At 42.1% G+C, this 13319-nt stretch carries 10 protein-coding genes; 7 read left to right on the top strand and 3 right to left on the bottom strand.

The features are described from left to right. The first annotated feature begins 381 nt into the window (after positions 1-381). The 6 genes from tig (at position 382) to SNE26_RS13080 (ending at position 7616) form a co-directional block, all read left to right on the top strand. Positions 382-1740 carry a trigger factor gene (tig, locus tag SNE26_RS13105; protein ID WP_321559802.1) on the top strand — a complete coding sequence of 453 codons (1359 nt, stop codon included), beginning with the start codon at positions 382-384 and terminating at the stop codon, positions 1738-1740. A gap of 316 nt (positions 1741-2056) precedes the next feature. Beyond that, positions 2057-2782 (top strand): ATP-dependent Clp protease proteolytic subunit, encoded by a 726-nt coding sequence (locus SNE26_RS13100; protein ID WP_321559801.1) that lies wholly within the window; start codon positions 2057-2059, stop codon positions 2780-2782. Between the two features lie 177 nt (positions 2783-2959). Beyond that, positions 2960-4198, top strand: coding sequence for an ATP-dependent Clp protease ATP-binding subunit ClpX (clpX, locus tag SNE26_RS13095; RefSeq protein ID WP_321560033.1), 1239 nt, complete (start codon positions 2960-2962; stop codon positions 4196-4198). A 91-nt stretch (positions 4199-4289) separates the two neighbouring features. Next, positions 4290-5147 (top strand): AMP nucleosidase, encoded by an 858-nt coding sequence (locus SNE26_RS13090; RefSeq protein ID WP_321559800.1) that lies wholly within the window; start codon positions 4290-4292, stop codon positions 5145-5147. 415 nt (positions 5148-5562) lie between these two features. Beyond that, complete coding sequence (locus tag SNE26_RS13085; RefSeq protein ID WP_321559799.1) at positions 5563-6924, top strand: cystathionine beta-synthase; 1362 nt, start codon at positions 5563-5565, stop codon at positions 6922-6924. Between the two features lie 320 nt (positions 6925-7244). Then, entirely contained in the window at positions 7245-7616 is a 372-nt protein-coding gene (locus tag SNE26_RS13080) for an NTF2 fold immunity protein (protein WP_321559798.1), read from the top strand. Between the two features lie 21 nt (positions 7617-7637). On the opposite strand, the gene SNE26_RS13075 is transcribed toward SNE26_RS13080, so the two are convergent. The 3 genes from SNE26_RS13075 to SNE26_RS13065 all read right to left on the bottom strand — a co-directional run bounded on the left by SNE26_RS13075 (position 7638) and on the right by SNE26_RS13065 (position 12012). Next, complete coding sequence (locus SNE26_RS13075; protein WP_321559797.1) at positions 7638-9200, bottom strand: glycosyltransferase family 39 protein; 1563 nt, start codon at positions 9198-9200, stop codon at positions 7638-7640. Between the two features lie 230 nt (positions 9201-9430). Next, a complete protein-coding gene (gene murA / locus SNE26_RS13070) occupies positions 9431-10738 on the bottom strand; it encodes a UDP-N-acetylglucosamine 1-carboxyvinyltransferase (RefSeq protein WP_321559796.1) in 1308 nt (435 codons plus the stop codon). 533 nt (positions 10739-11271) lie between these two features. Beyond that, entirely contained in the window at positions 11272-12012 is a 741-nt protein-coding gene (locus tag SNE26_RS13065) for a DUF4290 domain-containing protein (protein ID WP_321559795.1), read from the bottom strand. A gap of 206 nt (positions 12013-12218) precedes the next feature. Here SNE26_RS13065 and SNE26_RS13060 point away from each other — a divergent pair, with 206 nt between their 5' ends. Continuing rightward, positions 12219-13316 (top strand): dipeptide epimerase, encoded by a 1098-nt coding sequence (locus tag SNE26_RS13060; protein WP_321560032.1) that lies wholly within the window; start codon positions 12219-12221, stop codon positions 13314-13316. Positions 13317-13319: the final 3 nt, after the last annotated feature.

Raw genomic sequence — 13319 nt, 5'->3', positions numbered from 1 at the left:
GGGATTGCGGGCAGGAAAGGCGAGGACTTGCAGCGTAAAGCCCGGCCCGTTAGCTAACGGGAACGCCCATATTGTCTGGACCTGAATTTATTGAATTAAAGAATTTACCAAAAACGATATGAAAGTCCACTTGTTTTCAATCAATTCTAAAAATCGTTTAATTCGGGTTCAGGCAAACACAGGTTCGGACAAGTTTATACGCCATCGTTGTGCGGACCCTGCCGGTCAATTCATTTAAAAGCAGTTTCATTTTCCTCGAAAACAATATAAAATCAAACGCTAATTAAAAATAAATTCATACTTTTGCGCCTCGAATTTTGTATAGCACGGATTAGGTTTTAGGCTATATTTCAAAGGATTAAATTAAATACCCGGTAAAAGATGAATATTACACAGGAAAAAATTAATGACCTGAACGCAGTTGTTAAAATTAACATCAACCCTGAAGATTACCAGCCACGTGTTGAAAAAGCTATAAAGGAAAATGCTAAAAAAGCAAAAATTCCTGGTTTTCGCCCGGGCATGGTGCCTGCATCGCACATCAAAAAAATGTACGGTAAAAGCATCCTTGTTGATGAGATCAACAACCTGTTACAAGATACTTTAAATAACTATATCGACGAGCAAAAACTGGCCGTATTAGGTCAGCCTTTACCTGCTGCCGATGATAACAAAGAATATAACTGGGATTTTGCCGATAATTTTGAGTTCAAATATGAATTAGGCCTGGCTCCTGAGTTCAGCATCGACTTTTCATCAAAAGATAAATTAACCCAATACGTAATTAAAGTTGATGACGAAACGCTGGCTTCAAGGATCAAAAATATCCGCAGGAGCTATGGCAAAATGACAAATCCTGACGTATCGGCAGATGATGACGTTCTTTACAGCGAATTGGTTCAACTTTCGGCTGATGGTAGTGTTTTTGAGGGTGGAATAACCAATACAGCGTCTGTACGTTTAGATCAGATCAAAGACGAAGCTATCAAAGCTTCACTGATCGGTTTGAAAAAAGGCGACGTATTAACATTCGATATTCGTAAAGCTTTTGATAACGACGCAGCTAAAATTGCCGGTTTATTGAAAATTGAAGAAGACGATGCCGCTGATTTAAGGTCAGATTTCCAATTGACTGTTAAAAACGTTAACCGTTTAGAAGAAAGCGATCTTAACCAGGAGTTCTTTGACAAATTATTTGGTGAAGGTACAGTAACTACCGAAGAGGAGTTCACGGCTAAAATTACCGAGGAGCTTGAAAGTATGATGGTTCAGGATGCCGACCGCAAATTGCAGGACGACATGTACAAACTGGCTATCGCTAAAGTTGATTTCGCCCTTCCTGATGAGTTCCTGAAACGCTGGTTAAAAGCAACTAACGAAAAACTGAGCGACGAGGAATTAGAAGGCGGTTACAATGATTTTGCTCAAAACCTGAAATGGACTTTGATCGAAAATAAGATCATTACCGACAACTCTATCGAGATTAAATACGAAGATGTGTTTGAATTAGCTAAGATCCGTTTAGATCAGCAGTTCAGGATGTACAGCCCAACTGCGATCCCTGAAGATCAGTTAGGTCAGTACACTGTTCAGTACCTGCAAAACAAAGACAACGCTAACAAAATATTTGAAGAGGTAAAAGCATTAAAGGTATTTGATTATATCAAAAATGTGATCACTTTAGATAAGCAGGATATCCTTTACACTGATTTCAGTGCATTGGTTACAGCAGCACAGTAAGCAGTTTTATCTCCTGTTGGAGATTAGCATATTCACCAAAAGCAACTCATCGGGTTGCTTTTGGTGTTTTCAGGCGAGAAGGTGTTGGGGCTTATCCGTCTTATGGGTTCAGTAATGGATAATCGTCCAAAATATCAGACCTGTGTAAATGCTAAGTAACTTTCGGACTTTACCGACTTTCGGACTTGCCGACTCAAAAAGGCCTCATCAAAAAATTACTTAATAAAAACTATCTTGCAAAAAATCTATTGAACTAAAAACTATATTTATCGCGGGTAAGACGCCCGCATTTCCTAACGAACAACAAACAAAAACCATGAACAGTAATATCGATAAAAACGAATTCAGAAAATATGCTGTTAAGCATCACCGTATTAACAGTCTTTATGTAGACAAGTATATTGGAAGTGTTGAAAGAAGCAGCATGCCTTCTGGAATCACTACCGTGCCAACTGGCATGACGCCGTACATTCTTGAAGAACGCCAGCTTAATGTACAGGCGATGGACGTGTTTTCACGTTTAATGATGGACCGTATCATTTTCCTTGGCGATGCCATTTATGATAATATTGCAAACATTATCCAGGCTCAATTGCTTTTCTTACAATCGGCCGATGCTAAACGTGATATCCAGATCTATATCAATTCACCAGGCGGTTCGGTTTATGCAGGTTTAGGTATCTATGATACTATGCAATTTATATCAAATGACGTGGCTACCATTTGTACAGGTATGGCCGCTTCAATGGCTGCAGTATTATTAGTAGCAGGTACAGAAGGTAAAAGGGCAGCGCTTCCGCATGCAAGGGTAATGATCCACCAGCCATCAGGCGGCGCTCAGGGCCAGCAGTCGGATATTGAGATCACCTACCAGGAGATCACTAAATTGAAAAAAGAGCTGTACCAGATCATTGCTGATCACAGTGGTGCACCTTATCAAAAGGTTTGGGATGCATCTGACCGTGATTACTGGATGATTGCCGAGGAAGCCAAAGAATTTGGTATGGTTGATGAAATTTTAAGAGGTAACAAAGGAAAATAATTTTGTCCTGAGAGTTCGGAAGTCCGATAAGTCGGAAAGTCCGGATGTTTGGAATGTTAAAAAGTTATTAAAGTCCGGAAGCGGAGCTGCTTCCGGACTTGCTGACTTTCCCGACTTACGGACAGAATTTTTTTTTCTGCCACTAATTTTTTAACTTTGAGTAAGAAGACGAATCAGATGAATAAAAACAGCAAAGAGATCAGGTGTTCATTTTGCGGTGCCGGTAAACAGGATTCCCTGATGTTAATAGCAGGACTTGATGCACACATTTGTGACAAATGTGTGAACCAGGCCAATGAAATATTGGCTGAGGAGTTGAAGGTACGTAAAGTGAAGTCATCGCCTCTGGCGCCGGCCTTGCTTAAGCCATCAGAAATGAAGGCACATCTTGATCAGTATGTTATTGGACAGGATGATGCCAAAAAGATACTTTCGGTAGCTGTATATAATCATTATAAACGCTTAAACCAGCGTATTGATAAAGATGAGGTTGAGATTGAAAAATCGAACATCATCATGGTAGGTGAAACAGGTACGGGTAAAACCCTGCTTGCCAAAACACTCGCCAAGGTACTTAACGTTCCGTTTTGCATTTGCGATGCCACTGTATTAACCGAAGCAGGTTATGTAGGGGAGGACGTTGAAAGTATCCTCACCCGTTTGTTACAATCTGCCGATTATGATGTAACCCTTGCCGAAAAAGGTATTGTTTACATTGATGAGGTTGATAAAATAGCACGTAAAAGCGATAATGCTTCTATAACCCGCGACGTATCCGGAGAGGGTGTGCAACAAGCGTTATTGAAGATATTAGAAGGCACCATGGTTAACGTACCACCGCAAGGTGGCCGTAAACACCCGGATCAGAAAATGATCACCGTAAATACCAGCAACATCCTTTTCATTTGCGGCGGAGCATTTGACGGTATTGAAAGAAAGATTGCCAATCGCCTGCGTACCCAAACGGTTGGTTACAAGTTTAAACACGACGAAGGCGATATCGACACCAAGAATTTTTACAAATATATCACCCCGCAGGATTTGAAATCGTTTGGTTTGATTCCCGAGTTGATAGGCCGTTTACCGGTGCTAACCTACCTCAACCCGCTTGATAGGGAAGCATTGCACAATATCCTTACCGAGCCTAAAAATTCGTTATTGAAACAGTACAAAAAACTGTTTGAATACGAAGGTGTAAAGCTTGATTTTGAAGACGAAGTATTGGAGTTTATTGTTGACAAAGCAATGGAATTTAAACTTGGTGCAAGGGGCTTACGCTCAATATGCGAGGCTATCATGATTGATGCTATGTTTGAGTTTCCATCTAAAAAAGATGTGAAACGTTTGAACGTAACGTTAGATTACGCACACGAAAAATTTGAAAAGTCTGATCTGAAAAAGTTAAAAGTAGCTTAACGTACAGTATATAAGTAAACACTTATATTTATTAAAAAAATAAAGCGGCCCTGGTTATCATACCGGGGTTTGCTGTATAAAAAGAAATCATATGAACGAAGAATTAAACATTAAAAAAGACGGAGATGCCTTACCACCGCCGGTGAAGGAAGTGCAATCGCCCGTAAAATCAGGATTAAAGACTAAAGAAGCAATTGTAGCCAACTGGCTGCCGCGTTACACAGGCAGGCCCCTTGAAGCATTTGGCGAGTATATTATCCTCACAAATTTTTCAAAGTATATCCAGCTGTTTTCGCAATGGCATGATAACGCGCCTATCATGGGAATTGAAAAGCCGATGCAGAGCGTTACTGCCAACGGGATTACCATTATCAACTTTGGTATGGGCAGCTCGGTTGCTGCTACTGTAATGGACTTACTTACTGCCATTCATCCTAAAGCTGTAATATTTTTAGGTAAATGCGGCGGTTTGAAAAAGAAGAACAACGTAGGTGACCTGATATTGCCAATAGCTGCTATCCGCGGCGAAGGTACATCAAACGATTATATGCCACAGGAAGTGCCCGCATTGCCGTCATTCGCGCTGCAAAAAGCTATTTCGACCACCATCCGCGACTACTCACGCGATTACTGGACTGGTACCTGCTACACCACCAACCGCCGCGTTTGGGAGCACGACAAAGTATTTAAAAAATACCTGAAAGATTTACGTGCCATGGCCGTTGATATGGAAACAGCAACCATATTTACAACCGGCTTCGCCAACAAGATCCCTACAGGCGCATTGCTGCTGGTGTCAGATCAGCCGATGATCCCCGAAGGTGTAAAAACCGCCGAAAGCGATTCATCAGTAACCGAGCAATTTGTTGAAACACACCTGCACATCGGTATCGAATCGTTAAAGCAGTTGATCAATAACGGGTTAACGGTTAAACACTTGAAATTCTAAGGAACCATGATTTTTAGGATTTAAGGATTACCTGATAGATTATGATATCAAGAAATCCTTAAATCAGGAAAATCAAGGTTCTAATCAATGACCACGCTCTTCATCCCCTCTCTGCCGTAAAATACCGGGAAATACATCATTTCGGCTTTGGCCGGGTTCAGGGTGTATTTACCGTTGTAACGGGGATGAGGTTTACGGTGAACGTATATTTGCCCTGTTTAAGACTGCGGCAAAATATACTTACTTTCTCCTTAAAATATTCGCGGTGCACTTCTCCATTTTGCCAATGCTGCTTTTGGCGTATCTTAGATAAGTTATTTATCTATTTACTATTCCATAAAAGAAATATCATTTAAGAAACTTATTTTTGGGGCGTAACCCTGCTTTATATACCGGGTTAGTAGAGATTTAAATTATGTGGTACAATAACATACTCGATACCATTGGCAATACGCCGCTGGTAAAATTGAATAAAGTAGCAAAAGATATCCCTGCTACCGTTTTAGCCAAGATAGAGACAACCAACCCGGGCAACTCCATAAAAGACCGTATGGCCCTTAAAATGATTGAGGATGCCGAAAAGAGCGGCAAGCTTAAACCCGGCGGAACCATTATTGAAGGTACTTCGGGGAATACCGGTATGGGCCTGGCTATTGCAGCTGTGATAAAAGGCTATAAATGCATTTTCACCAGTACCGATAAACAATCAAAAGAAAAGTTTGATGCCCTGCGTGCCTTTGGTGCCGAGGTAATAGTTTGCCCAACCAATGTGGAGCCAGAAGATCCGCGTTCATATTATTCGGTATCATCACGCCTGGAACGTGAAGTTCCTAACTCATGGAAACCCAATCAGTATGATAACCTGAGTAACTCGGAAGCGCATTACGAATCAACAGGTCCCGAAATTTGGGAGCAAACTGAAGGTAAAATCACCCACCTTATTGCTGGCGTGGGCACCGGCGGTACCATATCAGGCATCGCCCGTTATCTGAAAGAAAAGAACCCCGCCATCCAGGTGTTGGGTATCGATACTTATGGCTCGGTATTTAAAAAATACAAGGAGACCGGCGTTTTTGATAAAAACGAGATCTATCCATACATTACCGAAGGTATCGGCGAAGATTTTTTGCCCGCCAACGTTGATTTCAGCCTGATAGATCATTTTGAAAAGGTGACCGATAAAGATGCCGCCCTCATGACCCGCGAAATTGCCCGTAAAGAAGGAATTTTCTCCGGTAACTCAACCGGATCGGCAGTGGCAGGCTTGCTGCAGATGAAGGATAAGTTTAAAGAAGGCGATGTAGTGGTGATTATTTTCCCGGACCATGGCACACGCTATCTTGGAAAAATGTATAACGACGACTGGCTGCGCGACCGCGGTTTTCTGAAAGACGAAAAGCTTACTGCACACGATATCATCAGCAAAAAAGATGTGCAGGAAATTATTACGATAGATTGCGAAAAGAGTGTATTAGAAGCTATCAATACCATCAAATCACTCAATATCTCTCAGATCCCGGTTACGCAAAAAGGCATGGTAATAGGCAAGATCACCGAAAGTGATATCCTTGATTCGCTGATCGAGAACCCATCTATCAAATCGCAGCCAATTAAAAATATCACGACTGCGCCGTTCCCGTTTGTTGATCTGAATACATCGATAGACAGGATCTCTGCCATGATCAATAAAGATAACATTGCCGTACTGGTTGAGGACGGTCAAGGCAAAATAGAGATCATTACCCAGTATGATATTATAAACGCTATATCAGCTTAGGAGCTGAAAGATAAGAAGATTGAAAACGGTGTCATGTGAAGAATATGGCACCGTTTTGTTTTTAAAGTGATTTATGACGATATTTAAATTAAACCTAAGAAGCTGTTTGAAAATGCAAAATACTCATTGCCGTTGGTTTTAACCAACGGTAGGAAAAAGATAAAAAATCTTGGCTTTAGCCCAATTATGGAAGCGGATTTGGGCTGAAGCCCTCTTATCGCTACGCATTATTCCGTTGGTTAAAACCAACGGCAATGAAATTTTATTTAGCTGTAAATAATATCTATCAAATTTAAACAGAGCTTTAAAATCTCTTGACAATGAAATATTTGTATATGCTATTGGCAATGATATTTTTTGTCTCATATCATAATCACGCGGCATTTACTCGAGAAGAGGTTGAGGCTTCAAAAAGAATGATCAGCTTGGCTCTTAAGTATCCAACGCGCTATAATATTATCGCGGGGCATAAAATAGGAACTGAATACGAGGCGATTGAATTTGCAGAGCCGATCTTGTTTAGAATTTTTGGAGAAGATGATATAAGAGATGAAAAACCTTACATGATTGACTTGGTCGACGGTTTTTGGATTATGGAAGGCAGTTTACCTAAAGAAACACATGGCGGCACGTTCCACATTATTTTTTCGGCGAATAATGGACGAGTAATACAATTATATCATGACAAATAGCGCAACGAAGATGATTTAAACTTACTCCAGCCTCTTCTTCGCCAATTCCGGGCTATATCGTTCATTTAGCCTGTAATTAGGTGTAATGATAAACACAGCTGTGCCTTTTTCGCGGGCGAGGGGATTGGTTACTTCACCAACTTTGGTAAAGCTGCCTATCATTTTTCCTTCCACAAATTCTTTAATGTTTTTGCCGCCACCGTCATCTACATAGATCAGGTATTTGCACTTCAGGCTATCGGGCGCCCAGAGGGTAAAGCTGCTGTTCAGCGAAATTGCATCAGGATAGCCGTATTGCTTGCCATAATGGTGCAGGGCGCCGGCTTCGCCGTAGTTATCGGCATAAACCATGGTTTGCTTCTGATCTTCGGGGCTAAGGCTTTTGTAGGCCTTATCAACCAGTGCGGCCATATCGTCCCAGCCCAGCATATCAGCATAATCCTGGGTGGTAGCGTGTTTTTTGCCATCTTCCCAGGTCATTGAAAAGCGAGCAGGAGGGAGGTATTTATCGGCAAAACGAAAAAACGCGAGGGTTTGGTTTATTGGTAAAACAGGCAATAAAATTGGCAGCAACAATGCGTTGGGCAATGTAAAGACTACGATCAGCGCTGTACGCAAAACATAGCCGCTTGTTTTTAATAATCGTTCGAAACCAAAGCCCCCGGCTGCAAACAGCATAGGGTAAGCACCGAAGATGTAGTAGTTTTTGCCGTCCATCATCAGTAAAAAAAAGAAGATGAGCGCATAAGCCAGGGCGATAAACTGGAAATTACGCAGCCTGAACGAAAATATCAGGAATGCCAGCCCATTAAGCCATACAAATAAGGCGATACCATTTACCAGTAATTGTTGTTTTATAAAGTTTGTTGGGGTAATATAATCCAGTTGCTGCTCGCGCAGGGCTTTCATATGCGTAAATACCGGCATGTGGTGCGTTATTTGCCAGATCAGGTTAGGCAACACAATAAGTATTGTTATTAAAGCAGCACCGAAAATATGCTTGTTGAATAGCAGCTTACGCTGTTTGCTTATAAGGATGCCGATAATCAACGAAACTGTAAAAAAGAGCATCGTATACTTGGTAAGTATGCCAAAACCAACGACCGCCCCCAGCCAGTACAGGTACCTCACGTCAGTAGTGTTGAGGTATTTTATCAGCAGCCAAACGGTTAGCACCCACCAAAACTGGTCAAAAACTACCGGCTGGAAAAGATAATCACTCGCCACAAAAGCAGGTGCAAAAATGAGTGATAAACAGGCAAGGGTTATAGCAAACTTCTTCCCGCCAAATTCAATGACAATGAGGCCGGTAAGCAGGACAATGAGACCGCCAAATAATGTCGGGAACAATCGCGCAGCAAAAACTGAATTGCCGAAACAAGTAATAGAAATTTTTGCCAGTATGGCTATAAATGGCGGTACTTCTTTATATCCCCAATCCAGGTGATCGGCCAGTACAAGGTGCAGAAACTCATCGCGGTGAAAACCAAAATGCGATATAGCGAACAAATTAAGGACAACTTTAATAAATACAAATATCAGTACAAAATAAACGTAGGTAGATTTCCGGTTTTTGTAAGGCATTGTTTATAGAATGGTTTTTTTAAAGGTAGTATTTTTGAGGTGAAAGGTAAAAGGTTAAAGGCGAAAGGTTTTTAAAAAGGAAAGATTAATGCGCGTTACATGCAACTATTTCAGTATTCCCGGTTTAAGTACTATGTTTTGATAGGAAAAGTCCTAAAATTAAAAAAGGTTAAAGGCTGTGCTAAGTGCAGCTACCTTTAACCTTTAACCTTTCGCCTTTAACCTAAAATTTAGATCCGGGTTATATCAGCCCCCAAAGCTTTAAGCCTGGTGTCAATATGCTGATAGCCGCGTTCAATTTGTTCGATATTGTAAATGGTCGACTGACCCTGTGCCGAAAGCGCTGCGATCAATAATGAAACCCCTGCACGGATATCCGGCGAGGTCATGGAGATACCGCGCAGTTTAACCTGGTTATCCAGACCGATAACGGTAGCACGGTGCGGATCGCAAAGGATGATCTGCGCGCCCATATCCAGCAATTTATCCACAAAGAATAAGCGGCTTTCAAACATCTTCTGGTGGATCAGTACCGAACCCTTTGCCTGAATAGCGACAACCAGCACAATGCTTAATAAGTCGGGGGTGAAGCCCGGCCATGGTGCATCGGCAATGGTCATGATACTGCCGTCGATGAAAGTTTCTATTTCGTAATGTTCCTGGGCTGGGATAAAGATATCATCGCCTCTTAATTCAAGCTTAATGCCTAAACGTTTGAAAACATCGGGGATCATGCCCAGTTCTTTGTATTGAACATCTTTAATTGTTATTTCAGATCCGGTCATGGCCGCCAAACCAATGAACGAACCGATCTCGATCATATCGGGCAGTAAACGGTGCTCTGTACCACCCAGTTTTTCAACGCCTTCAATAGTGAGCAGGTTTGAGCCTATACCGTTGATTTTAGCGCCCATACGGCTCAGCATTTTGCATAGCTGTTGTAAGTAAGGTTCGCAGGCAGCATTGTAAATGGTGGTAGTTCCTTTGGCCAAAACTGCAGCCATTACTACATTGGCTGTTCCTGTTACCGAAGCTTCATCAAGCAGGATGTAAGTACCCTGCAGGTTGGAGGCATCTACATTAAAGAAACCATTTTCGGGATTGTAGTTGAATTGTGCGCCCAGTTTCTCAAAACCGAGGAAGTGGGTATCCAGCCTGCGGCGACCGATTTTATCGCCACCCGGTTTAGGGATAGAAGCCTTGCCAAAGCGGGCAAGCAGGGGGCCAACTATCATGATAGAACCACGTAAGCCGCCGCCTTTTGATTTGAAGGTTTCGGACAAGAAAAAGTCCTGGTTGATGTCTTTGGCCTCAAAAGTATAGGTATGCTCGTTGATGCGTTCAACAATAACACCCATATCGCCAAGCAACTCTATTAGCTTGTTTACATCCTTAATATCAGGGATATTGCTGATGGTTACCTTTTCGGCTGTAAGCAATACGGCAGATATAACCTGTAAAGCTTCGTTTTTTGCACCCTGCGGGGTTATTTCACCTTTTAGCGGTTTGCCGCCGTTTATTACAAATGCGTTAGTCATGCGGAGTTTCGGATAATTGATAAGATCACCAATGATAAACTGTAAAAGCTATGATCGGTTTTGTCAAATAATTTATATGGGGCAAAGATTAGAAAATTAATGCAGATAAAATAAAAGGCAGACTGGATTTATCATTAATGATATTGGCGCAAAAAAAGTCATTGCTGAGGTACCAAAAGGCGAACCCCGGAAAAATCATGGTGACGTTTAAAATATATTTTGGAGAGGGTGTGTGGGGCTGCGATAGGGATGGGAGCGGATACCGTCCGTTAGCCAACGGATTATGCCTTGTGCAGTATGAGCGTACAGCCCGGGCCGCAGGCAACGCCCAAACTAAAATCGATCAAAAAAGTTCATTATAATCAATGATTCATAATCATGTTATTAATAAGGTACGAAACAATCACAAATTAAACAGGGCGAACCTGCTTATCGGGGATTGCTTTATTTCGAATCTGCCTGATGTGACATGAAAGACGGTATGCCGTAGAAAGTAAAAAGCCCTCTCCTTTGGAGAGGGTTGGGTGAGGTTCTTAATATTTTTTTGCGCCGCCGTTGTTACGGTTGCGGTTTTGGTTGTTGTTGCGGTTTTGATTATTGTTTTGCCTGCCGCCGTTGCTGCCACCGCGGTTTTGATTGTTCTGGTTATTGTTACGGCCGCGGTTGTTGTTATTGGTATTGTTTTGCTGAAAGTTATTAGGACGGAAATCAACGCGGTTAAGGTTAATGTTCTCTTCCAGTTTCAGCGTACCGCCTGACAAGGCATACAAGTCAGACAGGATACTTTCGTCACTTACCGAATCCTTGTTCCATTGCACGTAAGCCATTTTCATGAAATTGGCTATCGCCTGGATCATATGGCGCTTGCGTTCGGGTTCCTCAATAGCTTTAGCTTTTTCAATCATCAGCTCAATGGTTTTGCCGTAGTGCTTGTATTTGATGCGCTGATGAGGATAATTTAAAGGCGCTGGCTTAATATGCACAGCATCCGGCGATGGCTTGGGATATGGTGAATCAACATCAATCTGGTAATCAGATATGATATGCAGGTGGTCCCATAGTTTGTGCTTAAAATCGGCCACATCGCGCAGGTGGGGGTTAAGGAAACCCATAAGGTCAATAACTACCTGTGCGTAGCGGTTACGTTCTTCTTTAGTTGGCAGCGCTACAATATATTTAACCATATTTTGTACGTTACGGCCATATTCAGACAGGATCAGTTTATTCCTGGTTGAGTTATAATCAAAATTTGCAGGCGTGTTTTCTTTAGCCATGTTAATAGTGTTTTATGAAGATTTGAAAGTTAGCCAGACAAATTTCCCTGATGGAAGGGCAAAAGAGGCTAAAATTGAATTGTTACTTGTATTGAAGTAATGCAAATATAAACTAATACTTATAATAAGCAAATTACGTTGGTTAATTGTTGCAATTATTTGTTTTAACTTAGCTTTTAAACATCTACAATTTGGAAAATCAGCAAATTACCATCACCCATATAGAGATCTACCGCTTCAGTATCCCGATGGAGCCGTTTACCATTGCTACCGGAACTTTATCCCATGCTCAAAATGTTTTTATCCGCGTACATACCGATGCCGGTTTTTACGGCGTAGGGGAGTGCTCTGCTTTCCCGATGATTGTGGGCGAAACACAGGATACCTGCCTGCTTATGGCGCGTGAGTTTGCGCGGTTATGGAAAGGCAAGGACGCGCTTGATATTGAAGCGCGTCTTCAGGAGTTGCATAGCTTTACTGCCGGTAATACCACTATAAAAAGTGCCTTTGATAACGCCTTGTTTGATATAGCCGCTAAAAACGCGGGCTTGCCTTTATACCAGTTTTTAGGGGGCGAAAAGCGCGTTGTAGAATCGGATATTACTATAGGTATAGCCGGGCATCATACCATGGCTTTAAAAGCCCTTGATTTTAAAGCTTCCGGCGCAAATATCCTGAAGGTAAAGCTGGGTAAAAATGTAGTAGAAGATGTGGAACGCATTAAGCAGATCCGCGAAGCTGTTGGCCCGGCTATGAAGATCCGTATTGATGCCAACCAGGGCTGGACTTTTAACGAAGCCGTTTTTGCATTGCAGTCAATTGCGCAATATGATATTGAATTTTGCGAACAACCCATCCGTACCTGGTATGATGACAGGGTGCCCGAACTGATGCAGTTGTCACCCGTTAAAATCATGGCCGATGAAAGCGTGTATAACCATCACGACGCCCGTAAGCAGATCAATGCCGGGGCCTGTCACTATATTAATATAAAGATGGCTAAATCGGGCGGTATTTATGAGGCCAAAAAGATCCATGATGTCGCGGCCTCATATGGTATTCCCTGTATGATGGGAGGGATGCTGGAAAGCCGTATAGCCCTAAGCGCCAAGCTGCACTTTGTATACGCCAGCCCGAATATCCGGTTTTACGATATGGATACGTGTAAGTTGGGGCATTTGGTTGATCCCTGTATTGGCGGGGCTATCTACGATGGCTATCATTTAACTATTGAAGATGCGCCTGGGATTGGTGCAGATGCTGATGAAGCATTCCTGGCGGATTGCGAACGCTTTACTATCTAACTA

This window comes from Mucilaginibacter sp. cycad4 (genome assembly GCF_034263275.1).
Classification (GTDB): Bacteria; Bacteroidota; Bacteroidia; order Sphingobacteriales; family Sphingobacteriaceae; genus Mucilaginibacter.
The sequence above is the reverse complement of the archived record's forward strand: the minus strand, read 5'-3'. Positions and strand labels throughout refer to the sequence as shown.